We start from the raw sequence: 15,557 nt of genomic DNA, 5'->3' as shown, positions 1-15,557 counted from the left end.
GTGTCGCGCGGGGCGCCTCCGGTCAGGTCGCGGCGGGGGTCCTGGCCGCGGGTTCGGGCGCGGGGACGGGTGCGGCGGGGCGGGGGCCGACGGCGGCGGCCAGGAGCCCGAACCCGAGGGCGGCGGTGAACCCGGGGATGGCCATCCCGGAGTCGTTGACCAGGCCGCCGATGACGGCGACGGCGGTGAGGCCGACGACGGCGGCGGCGACGGGGTCGGTGCGGATGGGGGCGCGCCGGCGCCAGATGAGGACGGCGGCGATGAGCGCGGCGAACGAGATGAACGCCATGGACTCGTCGACGGTGCCCAGGGCCGCGCGGGCCTTGCGGACGAGGATGAGCTGCGCGGACCCGTCGAGGACGGACCCGACGAACCGGCCCAGGTGCGTCTGGTCCTCCTCGGGGCGCAGGTAGTCGAGGATGCCGCCGACGGCGAACACGGTGAACGCGATCCCGCCGGCGAGCGCGAGCGACCCGATGGACAGGCGCCGGCCCCACAGTTTCAGGCAGCACAGGATGCCCGCGGCGACGAGGGTGAGCGTGCCGCCCATGTCGCGGCCGAGCATGGGCGCGCCGACGATGACGACCGCGCACACGCCGAGCGCGAGCGGCCCCCACACGCGGGCGCGGCCCCGCCAGGGGATGAAGCACACCAGCAGCAGCACGGCGGCGGCGAACACGCTGAACGCGTAGTTCCCCAGGCCCGTGAACCGGGCGCCCGCCTGCGCGGTGTACCCCATGGGGGTGTGGAGGGGCCAGGTCGCGCCGGAGATCTGGTCGACGGCGATGAGTCCGGCGCACACGCCGGCGATGAGGAGGACGGGCCGGGCGCCGGTGCGCGTCCACGGCAGGGACGCGGCGGCGGTGAGGACGACCATGCCGGCGACGATGAGCGCCCAGAACGCGAGCTTGGGGTGGTCGGCGCGCCACCACGGGGGGATGCCCGCGGCGACGCCGGCGACCGGGACGGTCGAGAACGCGATGCAGATCGTGCGGGAGGTGCGCCGGAGCCGGTCGGAGCCGGCGACGAAGTGCGCGGCGACGAACATGACGGCGACGCCGACGAACGACAGCGTCCAGTAGAAGTTCGGGGACACGTCGGCGACGGCGGCCGCGGCGGCGGTCTCGTCGGTGCCTTTGGCGACCGCGGCGGCCGCGGTGTGGCCGGCGTCGGGGCGGACGGTCACGGGCGCGCCCGCGACGGTCGCGGGGATGTCGGCGCCCACGACCGCGAGCGCGGTCGCGGTCAGGTCGGTCAGCTGCACGTACCCGTCGCGGCCGGTCGTGGAGGAGGTGAGCTCGCCGGGGGCGATGCCGGGCCCGGTGTAGAGGACGGGGTGGAGCGAGGAGGGCGCGGCGGCGTCGCTGACGCCGGCGACGATGAGCCGCCAGTCCTCGGGGAGGGCCTCGCGGACCTGGGCGACGGCGGCGTCCGCTTGGCGGGCGGCGGCGGTGCGGACGGGGTCGGTCTCCGGTTCGATCTCCCCGGCGTCCTCGGCGCCGCTGGTCTCCTCGGTGCCGACCTCGGTGTCGTCCTCGCCGAGCTGGTCGTAGTCGGTGGTGGTGTCGGGCGCGTTGTCGGCGGTGTCGCCGACGACGACGCCGGGGTCGACGATGACGACGTCGCACGCGGCCATGGCGTCGGCGAGGGACTCCAGGCCCGGCGCCCAGTAGGCGATGCGGCCCTCGGTGTCGGCCGCGGCGAGCGCGGCGCCGTCGCCGACGGCGGCGACGCACGACCCCGGGTTCGCCTCGGGGACGGGCTCGCCGTCGGCCTCGGCCTCGGCGGCGGCGGCCTCCTGCGCGAGGGCGGCCTGGGCGAGCGCGTCGGCGAGCGACCCGAGCCGGGCCCCGTAGTTGAACGCGCTGTTGGCCTCGACGAACGCGTCCCACCCTTCGACGGTCCACCCGTCGCCGGTGTCGGCGGGCGCGGGCAGGCTCGACTGGGCCGAGCACTGGGCGTCGCGGGGGGCGACGCCGCCGGCGCGCTCCCCGGCGCCGAGGCTGACCCATCCGGCCTCGGGGCACGTCCACGACCCGAGGGTGCGCACGCTCATCGCCGCCGACGCGCCCTCGTCGGCCAGGTCCCACAGGTTCGGCGTGTCGGCCTCGTCGATGTCGGACCACTTGAGGCCGGGGACGCCGACGATGACGACGCCGGCGGCCTCGGGTTCGGCCGCGGCGTGGACGGGCTGCGGCAGGGCCAGCATCGCGGCCGCCGCGGCCAGGCCGGCCACGGCCCACCGCACCCGTGAACCGCCTCTGGGCACTCGCCGCCGACCCGCCACCTGTGTCATGCCCCGTAGTCTATGGGGTCCTCGCGTCCGGTCCGGGTCCGTCCCGGCCCGCGGCCCGCGCCGTTCCCCGGGGGCGTCGGTGGGCCGCGTTAGGGTGGGCGCATGCGCACCATCGTCACCGCCAACGTCAACGGAGTCCGGGCCGCCGCCAAGAAGGGCCTGGTGGACTGGCTCGCCAAGGTCGAAGCGGACGTGGTGCTCCTCCAGGAGGTCCGCGCCGACGACACGCAGATCCCCGCCGACGTCGCGGCCGCCGGCGGCTGGCACTGGCTGCTGGCGCCGTCGCTGACGGCGAAAGGCCGCGCGGGCGTGGCGGTCCTCACCCGCGACAAACCGGAGGCGACCCGGATCGGCTTCGGGTCCAAGGAGTTCGACGGCGCCGGCCGGTACGCCGAGGTCGACCTGCCGGGCCTGACCGTCGCCTCCCTGTACCTGCCCTCCGGTGAGGCCGACACGCCCCGCCAGGAGGAGAAGGAGCGGTTCATGGCCGTCTTCGCCGACTACCTCGTCACCGCCGCGAAGACGGCCCGGGACGGCGGCCGGGAGTACCTGGTGTGCGGGGACTGGAACATCGCGCACGCCGAGGCCGACCTGAAGAACTGGCGCGCGAACCGCAAGTCGGCGGGGTTCCTCCCGCAGGAGCGCGCGTGGCTGACCGACGTGTACGGGCCCCGCGGGTTCGTCGACGTCGTCCGGGCCATGCACCCGGGCGCGGAGGGCCCCTACTCGTGGTGGTCGTACCGGGGCCGCGCGTTCGACAACGACACCGGGTGGCGCATCGACCTGCACGTGGCGACCCCGGGCCTGGCCGCGAAGGCCACGAAGGCGTGGGTCGACCGCGCCGCCTCCCACGACCTGCGCTGGTCCGACCACGCTCCGGTCGCGGTCGCCTACGACCACTGAGGGGCCGCCTCGCCGCCGGGGCGGGGGTGCGGGCACCATTGGTACGCGTGAGCCTCATCGACTACCTGCCCGGGACCGACCGACCGGAACCCGACGACGTGTACGCCGCCTTCGCCCAGTGGGCCGAGGACTCCGGGATCGTCCTGTACGAGCACCAGGAGGAGGCCCTCCTGGCGATCTGCACCGGGCAGAACGTCATCGTCGCGACCCCCACCGGGTCGGGGAAGTCGCTCATCGCCGCCGCCGCGCACTTCAACGCGCTGGCGAACCAGCGGACGTCGTTCTACACCGCGCCGATCAAGGCCCTGGTGTCGGAGAAGTTCTTCGAGCTGTGCGACCAGTTCGGGCACGAGAACGTGGGGATGCTCACCGGCGACGCCGCGGTGAACCCGGACGCGCCGCTGATCTGCTGCACCGCGGAGATCCTCGCGAACCTGGCGCTGCGCGAGGGCGCGGCCCTGGACTGCGACTCGGTGGTCGCCGACGAGTTCCACTTCTACGCCGAACCCGACCGCGGCTGGGCGTGGCAGGTGCCGCTGCTGGAGCTGCACCGCGCCCAGTTCACGCTCATGTCCGCGACCCTGGGCGACACGGCGTTCTTCGAGGAGGACCTGACGCGGCGCACCGGCCGCGAGACGGCTCTGGTCGCCTCCGCGACCCGCCCGGTCCCGCTGCACTACGAGTACCGCAAGACCCCCCTGCACGAGACGGTCGAGCTCCTCGTCCGCGGTGAGCAGGCCCCGGCGTACATCGTGCACTTCACGCAGGCGGCCGCCCTGGAGACCGCGCAGGCCCTGGCGTCCCTGCCGCTGGTGGAGAAGGAGCAGAAGGCCGCGATCGCGGCGGCCCTGGGCGGGTTCCGGTTCACCACGAAGTTCGGGCAGACGCTCGCGCGCCTGGTCCGGTCGGGGATCGGCGTGCACCACGCGGGGATGCTCCCGAAGTACCGGCGCCTGGTCGAGCGCCTCGCCCAGCAGGGCCTGCTGAAGGTCATCTGCGGCACCGACACCCTCGGCGTCGGCATCAACGTGCCGATCCGCACCGTCGTGTTCACCGGGTTGGCGAAGTACGACGGGCGCCGCACCCGGCGCCTGCGCGCCCGTGAGTTCCACCAGATCGCCGGCCGGGCCGGCCGGGCCGGGTTCGACACCGAGGGGTTCGTGGTCTGCCAGGCCCCCGAGCACGTCATCGAGAACGAGAAGGCGCAGCAGAAGTTCGGCCTCGACCCGAAGAAGCGCAAGAAGATGGCGAAGAAGAAGCCTCCCGAGGGGTTCGTCGGCTGGTCCGAGGAGACGTTCCAGGGCCTGTCGGAGGCCGCCCCCGAGCCGCTGGTGTCGCGCATGCGCATGACCCACGCGATGCTCATCAACCTCCTGGGCCGCGGCGGCGACACGTTCAACCACGTCAGGACCCTCATCGAGGACTCCCACGCGGACCGGGCGACCCAGTTGCGGATGGCGCGCACCGCTGTGACGATCGCGCGGACGCTGCGCGACGCCGGGATCATCGTCATCGACGGCGGCGCCGTGAAGCTCACCGTGGACCTGCCCGACCACTTCGCGCTCAACCAGCCGCTCGCCCCGTTCGCGCTGGCCGCCCTCGAACTGCTCGACCCCGACGCCGACGACTACCCGATGGACGTCGTCTCCGTCGTCGAGTCGACCCTGGAGGGCCCCGGGCAGATCCTCGCCGCGCAGCGGAACAAGGCCAAGGGCGAGGCCGTCAACGCGATGAAGGCCGAGGGCCTGGACTACTACGACCGCATGAACCAGCTCGAGGACGCCGAGGTCGACTACCCCAAGCCCCTCGCCGACCTCCTCGACGACGCGTTCGACGCCTACCGGCGCTCCCACCCGTGGGCCGCGGACTACAGCCTGGAACCGAAGTCGATCCTCCGCGAGATCTGGGAGGGCCGCATGAGCTTCGGCGAGTACATCGCCCTCTACTCGCTGCCGCGCGCCGAGGGCCTGCTCCTGCGCTACCTGTCCTCGGCGTACAAGGCGCTCGTGCAGACCCTCCCCGAGGACACCGGCGGGCCCGAGGTCGACGACCTGACCGCGTGGCTGGGCGAGACGATCCGCCAGACCGACTCCTCGCTCATCAACGAGTGGGAGCAGCTGACCAACCCCGCCGACGACGACGGCGACCTCGACACCGGCCGGCCGGCCCGGGCGTTCACCGACAACGAGCGGGCGTTCACCATCGCGGTCCGCAACGCCGCGTTCCGCCATGTCGAACTCGCCGCCGCCGACCGCCCCGACGCGCTCGCGGCCCTGGACTCGGGCTGGCCGAAGTCCCGCTGGGACACGGCCCTGGAGGCGTACTTCGCCGCCCACGACGACATCGGCACCGCCGGGGACGCCCGCGGCGCCGCGTTCCTCGACATCGCCAAGGACGGCCGCACCTGGACCGTCCGCCAGACGATCGACGACCCCGCCGGCGACCGCGACTGGGCCATGGTCTTCACCGTCGACCTCGACGCCTCCGACGAGACCGGCACCGTGGCCCTGGCGGTGCAGGACTTCTCCGACCGGCTGTAGTACCGAGCCGGAACCCGGCGGGGACCGGGTCGGCCTCGCCGCAGACGGGGCCGGCCCGGTCCCCGACCGCGCCCGGCGTCTGCGGCGTGCGCCCGGACGGCCCGGCCGTGCCCCGGGGACGGCGGCGCCGGTTCCGCTGCACCCCAAGGCCGCGCGCACCTCGATAGCATCAGCGCATGCCCCCGCTCCTGACCGCGGACCGGTTCACCCTGCGCGAGCGGTGGACCGCGGTCCTCGCCGCCGCCGCGCTCGCGCTGGCCGGCGTGTACGGCACCGGCCTGTGGGAGGCCGCCCGCGCCCTCGCGAGCGCGTCGGCCGACCGCCACGACTGGAGCGGCGCCGACCTCGCCGCCGCACCCGCCGCCGCCGACGCGGGCGCCCTCGCAGGCGGCATCGACGGACCGACCGCCAGCGCGCACCTCACCGCCCCCGGCCTGTCCCTGGACCTCGTGTGGGAGACCTACCTCGAGGTGACCGCGGTCCGCGCCGAGACGTACGAGGATGTTCACGGCACCGGGATCCGGGTCGCGGTCGCCGCCACGACCGCGACCGAGGGCGGCCCGCACTGCCTCAACGCCCGCGCCGCCACCGCCGCCGGGCCGACACTGCTCCAGGCGTGCGTCCGCGGCGACCGGCACGAGCCGCCCGACACGGCGGTGCTCCCCGGCGACGGCGAGGACGGTCCCTGGCGGCCCGACGACGTGTTCATCACCCAGACCGCGAACCTCGACCCCGCCGGCTTCGAACCGCTGATCGACTACTTCGGCCTCGGCTTCGACACCGGGAACCCCTACGACAGCCGCCTGTGGGGACCGAACGCCTGGTGGCCCCAGCACCAGCCGCCGCCCGAATGCGCGACCGACCCCGGCCTCGTGCAGCGCCTGCACGACCTGCACCTGACCGACCGGTACGCCGACCCGGCCGCACACGCCTGGACGTTCGAGACCGTCCCGACCGCGGCCCCGGCGTTCCCGGTCGAGGACCGCCTGGTCCTGCCCGCCTGCCTGCCCGTGGGCACCGACCACGGCACCGGCACGGTGGCGTTCGAACCGTTCACCGACCCCGGCCCGGTGCCGCTGGCCCGGTGGGCCGAGTTCAACGCCGCCGGCGCCGACCCGCAGCCGCTGCGCACCGTCGTCGCGTTCGACGCGCGCACCTGCGACACCGCCGCCGCCGCATGCTCGAGCGACACCGCCGGCTCCGGGCCCGCGCTCAACACCGGTGCGGTCAGCGACTGGCTGCCCGGCCTCCTCGACCCGTGACCGGACCGCCTGGCACAATCCTCGGCGTGCTCGACGACCCCCGCCACTCCCCCATCGGGACCCCCGCCCGCGCGACCGCGCTGACGCACAACACCGGGAACCAGGCCACCGGCGGCATCTGGGCCGTCACCGGCCCCGGCGGCAGCGCGATCCTCAAACACCTGACGCCCGCCGGCGACGGCCGGGGCGACTGGTCCGCCTCCCCCGACCCGCGGCACTGGAACTACTGGCGCCGCGAACCCCTCGCCTACACCACCGGGTTCGCCGCCGCCTACGGCCGCGACCACGGCATCGGGGCACCGGACCTGCTCGCGGCCGGGGAACGCCCCGACGGCAGCGTCGAACTGTGGCTCGAACACGTCACCGGCACCCCCGGCACCGGCCTCGGCCCCGACGACCTCGCCGAGTTCGCCTACCGCCTCGGCGCCGTCCAAGGCCGGCCCGCCCCCGACCTGCCGTGGCACTCCCACCGGTTCCTGCGCTCCTACGCCGGCCGCCGCGACCTCGGCCCCGTCGACTGGGACCACCCGGCCGCCGCCGCCCACTGGCCCGCCGACCTCCGCGAAGGCCTGCGCACGATCTGGAACCGCCGCGCCGACCTGTTCGCCCGCACCGAGGCCGCACCCCAGACCGCCTGCCACCTCGACGTGTGGCCCATGAACCTCTACCGGCGCCCCGGCGGCGAGTTCGTGCTCCTGGACTGGGCGTTCACCGGCCGCGGCGCCATCGGCGAAGACCTCGCCAACCTCATCCCCGACACGTTCTTCGACGGCCACCAGGACGTCGACCGCCTCGCCGACACCGAGACCGCCCTCACCGGCGCCTACCTCCGCGGACTCGCCGAGGCCGGCCACCGCGACGAGGCGGGCGTGCGAAAAGCCGTCGCGGCCGCCGGCGCCGCCAAGTACTGTTGGCTCGCTCCGGTGATGCTCCAGGGCCTCACCGCCGGACGCCCGATCGGCAGCAGCGACTACGACACCGCCGCGGACGAGGCCGTCCTGGAGCGGCGCCGACCGATCTTCGCGATGCTCGTCCGCTGGGCCCGCACCGCACTCGAAGCCTGAAAGCACACGCGCATGCCCGTCACCGTCACCGCCCAGTACGCGATCCCCGACGCCGAGCTGCGCTGGCGGTTCTCCCGCTCCTCGGGCCCCGGCGGGCAGGGCGTCAACACCACCGACTCGCGCGTCGAACTCGTCTTCGACCTCGCCGCCACCGCCGTCTTCCCGCCCGCGCTGCGCGAACGCGCCCTCGCGCGCCTCGCCTCCCGCCTGGTCGACGGCACCGTCGTCATCGCCGCCTCGGAGTTCCGCTCCCAGCTGCGCAACCGCGAGGCCGCCGCCGAACGCCTCGGCGAGGTCCTGCGCCGCGCCATCGCCGCCCCGCCTCCGGCCCGCCGCCCCACCAAGCCGTCCAAAGGCCAGCAGCGCCGCCGCCTCGACGACAAGAAGCGCCGCGGCAACCTCAAACGCGGCCGCCGCGACACCGGCGACTGAACGCAGGGGTCGCACCCGTATGCGAGGGTGAACGCCATGACCACTGCCGCACACCTGCGCACGACCGCGCTCACCCACCCCGGGGCCACCGCCGACGGCACGGCCTACGCCGTCGCCGGGACCGTGTTCGCCGCCCTCGACGGCGACGGCCGCGCCGTCCTGCGCCTGCCCGCCGCCGAGGCCGCGTCGATGGCCGCCCAGGAGCCCGCGGCCCAGGCCACCGGTGAAGGCGTGCGCGTCGACCTCGCCGGGATCGGCGGACAGGCCCTCAACCACTGGGTGCGCCGCGCCTGGATCGCCGCCGCCCCGCCGGATCTGGCCGCCCGCGCCACCGCGGCCGCGGCGGCGGCCGCCGGGGAGGTCGGCGACCTGCCCAAGGCCATCGGGCGCCCCGCGACGCGGGCGCTCGCCGAGGCCGGGGTCACGACGCTCGCGCAGGCCGCGGCGATGTCGGACGCCGAACTGGCGGCGCTGCACGGGGTGGGGCCGAAGGCGGTGCGGATCCTGCGCGAGGCCGCCGGCGGCTAGTCGCCCATGGTGATGACGACGTTGCCGCGGGCCCGGTGGGAGTACATGCGCGCCACCGCCGCCGGGGTCTCCTCCAGGGGGTAGACGCGGTCGACCACGGGGGTGACGGCGCCGGAGGTGACGAGGTCGCCGACCTCGGCGAGGCGCTCGGGCGTGAAGCCCCCGTCCACGGAGGCGACCCGCGTGCGTGTGAGGACCCCGCGCAGGTTCGCGCCGGCCATGGTGGCGAGCCCGGCGAGGAGCCCCACGGAGTTCCCGATGCTGTTGGGCAGGTACACCCCGCCCGGGGCGAGCGCGCGGAACGCGCGCCGGGGCGGGTGGTTGAGGACGTTGTCGAGGATCGCGTCGTACCGGTCGGCGCCGGCCGTGAAGTCCGCCGCCGTGTAGTCGACCACCGCGTCCGCGCCCAGGCCCCGCACCAGGTCGAGGTTCCCCGGCCCGCACACGGCGGTCACATGCGCGCCGCGGTGCTTGGCGATCTGGACCGCGAACGTGCCCACGCCCCCGGAGGCGCCGTTGACGAGCAGGCGCGTCCCCGGCCCGGCCGCGGCGGCGTCGACGACGGCCGCCCGCGCCGTCAGCCCCGACATGACCGACGCGGCCGCGTCGGTGAACGACAGGCCCGCCGGCATGCGGACGAGCCGGTCGGCGCCGGTGGTCGTGTACTCCGCGAACGTCCCCGCGGTGGCGAACCCCGAGCCCCACTTCGTGCCGAACACCGCGTCCCCGACCCCGAACCCGGTCACCCCCTCGCCGAGGGCCGCGACCGTCCCGGCGACGTCGGTGCCCCGCACCGCGCCCTTCGCGCGCGCCGCCAGGCGCAGCGCGTACGGGACGCCGGCGACGGCGATCCAGTCCGGCGTGTTGACGCTGGTCGCGCGCAGCCGGACGAGGACCTCGCCGGGCCCCGGCTCCGGCCGGTCGATGTCGGTGACGCGGAGGACCTGCTCGGGCGGGCCGAACCGGTCCTGGACGACGGCTCTCATGGGGCCTCCTCAGGGGGTGGACCCCCACCGTAGTCCCCAAGGGACCGCCCGCGCCTCGGCCGACCGGCCGAGCGTCACGGCGTCTCCGGCAGCGGCGACCCGAAGTCCGGCGTGCCGTCCGCACGCCACCCGAACGGCTGCACCCGGCAGTGCCGGTCGGGGTTGTCCAGCGGGTCGCCCACGATCTCCTCATAGGCGCGGGCGTGGAACACCAGCAGGTCGCGCCCGTCCTCGTCGACGGTGAACGCGTTGTGCCCGGGCCCGAAGATCCCCGCGGCCGCGTCCGTCCCGAACACCGGCACCGGGCTCTTCGACCACGACGCGGCGTCGAGGAGGTCCGCGCCGGCGTCCGCGCTCAGCAGCCCCACGCAGTACTCCGCGCCGGTGCCCGACGCCGAGTACGTGATGAACACCCTCCCGCCCCGCACCAGCGCGTACGGGCCCTCGTTGACGGCGAACCGGACCGTCTCCCAGTCCAGCTCCGGCCGCGACAGCTCCACCGGGTCGCCCTTGAGCGTCCACGGATTCTCCAGTTCGGCCAGGTACAGGCTCGTGTTCGACCCCGCCAGGCCCGGGTCGTGCTGCGCCCAGCACAGGTACTGCCGGCCCAGGTGCGCGAACGTGGTCGCGTCCAGGGAGAACGAGTCCACGGGCGTGGCGATCCGGCCCTTCTCGGTCCACTCGCCCGTCAGCGGGTCCTCGTCCAGGCACTCCAGGACGTACATGCGGATCCTCCACACGTCGCCGGTGTCCGTGTCGGCCTCCCCGGCCGCGAAGTACACGTACCAGCCGTCCCCGACCCGGTGCAGCTCCGGCGCCCAGATGTGCGAGCCCATCGCGCCCTCGGGGTGCCGGACCCAGATCGTCGTCTCTGCCGCCTCGCGCAGGCCCGCCAGGGTGTCCGCGCCGCGCAGCACGATCCGGTCGTACGCCGGGACCGTGCCGGTGAAGAAGTAGCGGTCCCCGTGCCGCAGGATCTGCGGGTCGGCGCGCTCGCGGATGAACGGGTTCGGATATTTGTTATCGGTCACAACACGGATCCTACAACTCCACCCGCACCGAACCCGCAGGCTCCACCTCAGCCGCACCCGCCGACAGCCCCGCCACCCACGCCGCCAGCACCTCCGCATCCGCACACGCCACATCGAACGTCACCACATCAGAGAACACCACCGACGCCAACCGCACGTCCTCACGCAACCGCAGCAACCCCTCCAGACTCCCCGCCACCCCGTAACCCACCCGCACCAGCAACCGCGGCCACACCGCCAACTCCACCGTCCCCGCCGCCTCCACCCCAGCCGACACCGCACCCCCGTACGCGCGCACCAACCCGCCCGCACCCAACTTCACCCCACCGAAATACCGCGTCACCACCGCCAGCACATCAGTCAACCCCCGACCCCGCAACACCTCCAGCATCGGCGCACCCGCCGTCCCCGCCGGCTCCCCGTCATCACTCGACCGCGCCACCCGACCCCCGTCAAGCACGAACGCCGTGCAGTGATGCGACGCCTCCCACCACTCCCGCCGCACCCCCGCCACCCGCTCCCGCACCTCCGCCTCCGAACCCACCCGGAACAGCGAACACACGAACCGCGACCGCGACACCACCGACTCCGTCACCGACGACGCCACCGCCAGACCACGCATCACCCACACCCCCGCACCGACACCACCTCAACCCACGACGCCGTGCTCCCACGCCCACGCCGCGATCTCCACCCGGTTCCGCGCCGACAACTTCGCCCGCACCGACTCCAAATGCGTCTTCACCGTCGACACCGACACGAACAACGACCCCGCGATCTCCGCATTCGTCCGCCCCCGCGCCACCAACTCCACCACGTCCAACTCACGCTCGGTCAACACCCGCACCGCATCAGGACCGTCCTGCACCGGCTCACTCAACCGCTCCAACAACCGCACCGTCACCGACGGCGACACCAGCGACTCACCGCTCGCCGCCGCCCGCACCGCCTCCACCAGCAACGTCGGACCCGAATCCTTCAACAAGAACCCCGTCGCCCCCGACCGCAACGCACCGTACACATACTCGTCCGTATCGAACGTCGTCACCACCACCACCCGCGGCCCCCCACCGTTCGCCCCCGCCAACAGCGTCCGCGTCGCCTCCAGACCGTCCAACCGCGGCATCCGAATGTCGAACAGACACACATCCGGCCGCAACCGCCGCGCCTCCGCCACCGCCACCACCCCGTCAGGAGCGTCCGCCACCACCTCCATATCGGGCTGCGCATCGATGATGGCCCGGAACCCGGCCCGGACCATCTCCTGATCGTCTGCGATGAGCACTCGGATAACCACGCCCCGAGCCTAACCGGCCCCTACGCCGCAGCACCCGCCAGTTCCGGCTCCCGCACCAGCACCGGCTCCGCCACCGGCTCCGCGACCCGCACCGCCACCGGACGCGCCGACACCGCCGACACCTCCGCCTCCCGCTCCAGCACCGCCTGCCGCCGCGAACCGCGCTGGCGGATCACGAACGTCGTGGTCACCAGGACCAGCCAGGTCCCCTCCAGCAGGATCAGGCCCCAGTCGTGCCCGATGATCGCCGCCGTCAGCAGGATCGAGCAGGCCGAGATCACCAGCCCCAGCGACGCCGGCTTCGTCGCGTGGATGCGGTGGGTCTGCAGCAGCAGGAAGTTGGTGATGTACAGGAGCGCGCCGATGACCTGGAGCATGATCCGGACGTCGAAGTCGTGCATGGGAGAACCTTTTCGGAAGTGAAGGCAGGCAGGAAGGAACCCGCGCCCGGACGGGCGCGAGCGGAAATGCTGGGAAACGTGCGAGAAGAGCGCTACAGGGCCGCGGCCGGACGGCCGCTCGGTCTGCTCCGCGCGCACACGGTGAGCGCGTCCCCGCGCTGGACCCGCATCTGCAGCGAACCGCAGATGCACCGCGTCCACACCGTGGCGGCCACCGCGCCCGGGTGCCGGGACACGGTCGTCACCGGATCGTCGTCGGGCCAACCGCAGTACGGGCAGCAGGGCATGACCGTGTCCTCCTCACAGGCATCGGGGATCTCGTCGAATCGAGCGCTCACCCGCCGGCACCGACGCCGGCATCACGCTCACGATCGAGGTTAAGGTCCCATTCGTCCGGGCTACAACACTTGGGCGACGATGGTTTGCGAAACTCATCGTGAAGCGACGACTAAAGGGATTGGGGCCACACGGTGATCGACCTCCGCCGCCTGCACGTCCTGCGGGCCATCGCCCACCACGGGACCGTCTCCGGCGCGGCCAAGGCGCTGCACATGTCCACCTCCGCCGCGTCCCAGCAGATCAGGCTGCTCTCCAAGGACCTCGGCGTCCCCCTCCTCGAACCCGTCGGCCGCGGCGTCCGCCTCTCCTCCGCCGCCCAGATCCTCATCGCCCACATCGACGCCATCGAGGCCATGTGGCGCCTCGCCGAGGCCGAGCTCCAGGCCACCGAGGGCGAGCCCTCCGGGCTGCTGCGCCTGTGCGGCTTCCCCACCGCCATCGCGACCCTCCTCGCCCCCCTCGTCGACGCCGCCCGCGACCGCCACCCCAAACTCGAACTGCGCCTGCGCGAAGCCGAGGCCAGCGAGAGCTTCGACCTGCTCTTCGCCGGCGAGGCCGACCTCGCACTGGTGGAGGCCACCCCCGACAACCCGCCGCCCGAGGACATCCGCTTCGACTCCCAGACCGTGTTCAACGACCCGTTCGACCTGGTCGTGCCCGCCGACCACTGGGTGGCCGGGGCCGGCAAGGCCGACCTGCGCGACCTCGAGCGCGAGCCGTGGATCATCGGCGTGCCCGGCTCGATCCACCGCCGCCACGTGCTGACGGCCTGCTCGAACGCCGGGTTCCGGCCCACCGTCACCGGCGAGGCCCGCGAATGGCCCGTCATCGCGATCATGGTCGACCACCGGATGGGCGTGGCCCTCATCCCGCGCCTGGTCGAACTGCCGCACCACCTGGACCTGGTACGCGTCCCCATCGGCGGCCCGTACACGCCGTACCGGCACTTCCGGGCCGTGACGCTGCGCGGCGGGGCCCGCCGGCCGTCGGTCGCCGCGGTCATGGAGCTGCTCGACGAGCGCATCCGCGCCGCCGAGGGCATCAACCCGGTCGCCTGACCCTTCGAACACGAATGCCCCTATTCGGACACTCGTCTCCGTTACGCTGACCGCATGTTCGACTACGGGAACGCCGCTGGCACCGGCGGCGCGGGCGGCGACGCCCCCAGGCACCTGCGCGTCACCGGCGGCACCACGCTCTCGGGCTCGATCGACGTGAAGACCTCCAAGAACGCCTGCGTCGCCCTGCTGTGCGCGAGCCTCCTCAACCGCGGCACCACCACCCTGCGCAAGGTCGCCCGCATCGAGGAGGTCAACCGCATCCTGCGGGTGCTCGCGTCGATGGGCGTCCACTACGAGTGGATCGGCCAGGACCTGCGCCTGACCCCGCCCGAGCGCCTCGACCTGACCCGCGTCGACGCCGACGCCGCCCGCCGCACCCGCTCGATCATCATGTTCCTCGGCCCGCTCCTGCACGACTACCCCGAGTTCGAGCTGCCGTTCGCCGGCGGCTGCGAGCTCGGCGACCGCACCGTCGAGCCCCACATGGTGGCCCTGCGCCGCTTCGGCCTGTCGGTGGAGACCTCCGCCGGGGCCTACCGGGCCACCGTCAAGGACCGGGTCGACCCGCCCGGCACGATCGTGCTGACCGAGCGCGGGGACACCGTCACCGAGAACGCGATCATGGCCGCCGCCAGGTTCCCGGCCGTCACCGTCATCCGCAACGCCTCCTGCAACTACATGGTCCAGGACCTGTGCTTCTTCCTGGAGCACCTCGGCATCCGCGTCGAGGGCGCCGGAACCACCACGATCACCGTCCACGGCCGCGAGGACCTCGACGCCGACGTCGACTACGCGCCCTCGGAGGACCCCATCGAGGCGTGGAGCCTCATCTCCGCCGCGATCGTCACCGAATCGGAGATCACCGTCCGCCGCGTCCCCATCGAGTTCACCGAGATCGAGCTCGCCATCACCGAGGAGATGGGCCTGGAGTACGCGCGCGGCCCCGAATACCTCGCCGAGAACGGCCGCACCCGCCTCGCCGACCTCACCGTGCACCCCTCGCGGCTGCGCGCGCCCCTGGACAAGATCCACCCGATGCCCTTCCCCGGGCTCAACATCGACAACCTGCCGTTCTTCGCGCTCATCGCCTCCTGCGCGGAGGGCTCGACGATGATCCACGACTGGGTGTACGAGAACCGCGCGATCTACCTGACCGAGCTCAACCGCCTCGGCGCGCGCATCCGCCTCCTCGACCCGCACCGCATCTACGTGGACGGGCCCGTCCTGTGGTCGGGGGCCGAGGTCACCTGCCCGCCGGCCCTGCGGCCCGCCGTCGTGCTCCTGCTGGGGATGCTCCGCGCCCGCGGCACCTCGGAGCTGCGGCACATCAACGTCATCCACCGCGGCTACGAGCACCTCGCCGAGCGCCTCCAGCTCCTCGGCGCCGAGATCGAGTCGTTCTAGGACGCGACTGCCC

The 15,557-nt window shown here is 73.7% G+C and carries 14 protein-coding genes and 1 pseudogene; 8 read left to right on the top strand and 7 right to left on the bottom strand.

What is annotated here, in order from left to right; genetic code table 11:
- Positions 1-22 precede the first annotated feature (22 nt).
- Entirely contained in the window at positions 23-2,296 is a 2,274-nt protein-coding gene (locus ABD419_RS21530) for a hypothetical protein (protein WP_344490957.1), read from the bottom strand.
- A 102-nt stretch (positions 2,297-2,398) separates the two neighbouring features.
- On the opposite strand from ABD419_RS21530, the gene ABD419_RS21525 reads away from it, so the two are divergent.
- The 6 genes from ABD419_RS21525 (at position 2,399) to ABD419_RS21500 (ending at position 9,025) form a co-directional block, all read left to right on the top strand.
- Entirely contained in the window at positions 2,399-3,199 is an 801-nt protein-coding gene (locus ABD419_RS21525; protein ID WP_344490955.1) for an exodeoxyribonuclease III, read from the top strand.
- Between the two features lie 47 nt (positions 3,200-3,246).
- On the top strand, positions 3,247-5,739 hold the full coding sequence (locus tag ABD419_RS21520) for a DEAD/DEAH box helicase (protein WP_344490952.1): 2,493 nt from the start codon (positions 3,247-3,249) through the stop codon (positions 5,737-5,739).
- 176 nt (positions 5,740-5,915) lie between these two features.
- On the top strand, positions 5,916-7,001 hold the full coding sequence (locus ABD419_RS21515) for a hypothetical protein (RefSeq protein ID WP_344490949.1): 1,086 nt from the start codon (positions 5,916-5,918) through the stop codon (positions 6,999-7,001).
- 26 nt (positions 7,002-7,027) lie between these two features.
- Positions 7,028-8,065 (top strand): aminoglycoside phosphotransferase, encoded by a 1,038-nt coding sequence (locus ABD419_RS21510; protein ID WP_344490946.1) that lies wholly within the window; start codon positions 7,028-7,030, stop codon positions 8,063-8,065.
- Positions 8,066-8,077: 12 nt separating this feature from the next.
- Positions 8,078-8,497: an alternative ribosome rescue aminoacyl-tRNA hydrolase ArfB gene (gene arfB, locus ABD419_RS21505; protein WP_344490943.1), complete on the top strand. Its 420-nt coding sequence runs from the start codon at positions 8,078-8,080 to the stop codon at positions 8,495-8,497.
- Positions 8,498-8,533: 36 nt separating this feature from the next.
- Positions 8,534-9,025 (top strand): helix-hairpin-helix domain-containing protein, encoded by a 492-nt coding sequence (locus ABD419_RS21500; protein WP_344490940.1) that lies wholly within the window; start codon positions 8,534-8,536, stop codon positions 9,023-9,025.
- On the opposite strand, the gene ABD419_RS21495 is transcribed toward ABD419_RS21500, so the two are convergent.
- The 6 genes from ABD419_RS21495 to ABD419_RS21470 form a co-directional block, all read right to left on the bottom strand.
- Positions 9,022-10,011 (bottom strand): NAD(P)-dependent alcohol dehydrogenase, encoded by a 990-nt coding sequence (locus ABD419_RS21495; protein WP_344490937.1) that lies wholly within the window; start codon positions 10,009-10,011, stop codon positions 9,022-9,024. The genes ABD419_RS21500 and ABD419_RS21495 overlap by 4 nt on opposite strands.
- Positions 10,012-10,085: 74 nt before the next feature.
- On the bottom strand, positions 10,086-11,042 hold the full coding sequence (locus ABD419_RS21490; RefSeq protein WP_344490934.1) for a glycoside hydrolase family 43 protein: 957 nt from the start codon (positions 11,040-11,042) through the stop codon (positions 10,086-10,088).
- A gap of 10 nt (positions 11,043-11,052) precedes the next feature.
- Entirely contained in the window at positions 11,053-11,664 is a 612-nt protein-coding gene (locus ABD419_RS21485; protein ID WP_344490931.1) for an IMPACT family protein, read from the bottom strand.
- 27 nt (positions 11,665-11,691) lie between these two features.
- Positions 11,692-12,339 (bottom strand): response regulator, encoded by a 648-nt coding sequence (locus ABD419_RS21480; RefSeq protein WP_344490928.1) that lies wholly within the window; start codon positions 12,337-12,339, stop codon positions 11,692-11,694.
- 20 nt (positions 12,340-12,359) lie between these two features.
- Positions 12,360-12,740 (bottom strand): CBU_0592 family membrane protein, encoded by a 381-nt coding sequence (locus tag ABD419_RS21475; protein ID WP_344490926.1) that lies wholly within the window; start codon positions 12,738-12,740, stop codon positions 12,360-12,362.
- A gap of 92 nt (positions 12,741-12,832) precedes the next feature.
- Positions 12,833-13,078: a hypothetical protein gene (locus ABD419_RS21470; protein WP_425556154.1), complete on the bottom strand. Its 246-nt coding sequence runs from the start codon at positions 13,076-13,078 to the stop codon at positions 12,833-12,835.
- Between the two features lie 132 nt (positions 13,079-13,210).
- On the opposite strand from ABD419_RS21470, the gene ABD419_RS21465 reads away from it, so the two are divergent.
- Together ABD419_RS21465 and ABD419_RS21460 are read left to right on the top strand one after the other, a co-directional pair.
- Entirely contained in the window at positions 13,211-14,137 is a 927-nt protein-coding gene (locus ABD419_RS21465; RefSeq protein ID WP_344490923.1) for a LysR family transcriptional regulator, read from the top strand.
- Between the two features lie 93 nt (positions 14,138-14,230).
- Positions 14,231-15,544, top strand: a pseudogene (locus ABD419_RS21460) (UDP-N-acetylglucosamine 1-carboxyvinyltransferase); the annotation flags it as partial.
- Positions 15,545-15,557: the final 13 nt, after the last annotated feature.

This window comes from Glycomyces endophyticus, from assembly GCF_039531525.1.
GTDB classification, from domain to species: domain Bacteria; phylum Actinomycetota; class Actinomycetes; order Mycobacteriales; family Micromonosporaceae; genus Glycomyces; species Glycomyces endophyticus.
The sequence above is the reverse complement of the archived record's forward strand: the minus strand, read 5'-3'. Positions and strand labels throughout refer to the sequence as shown.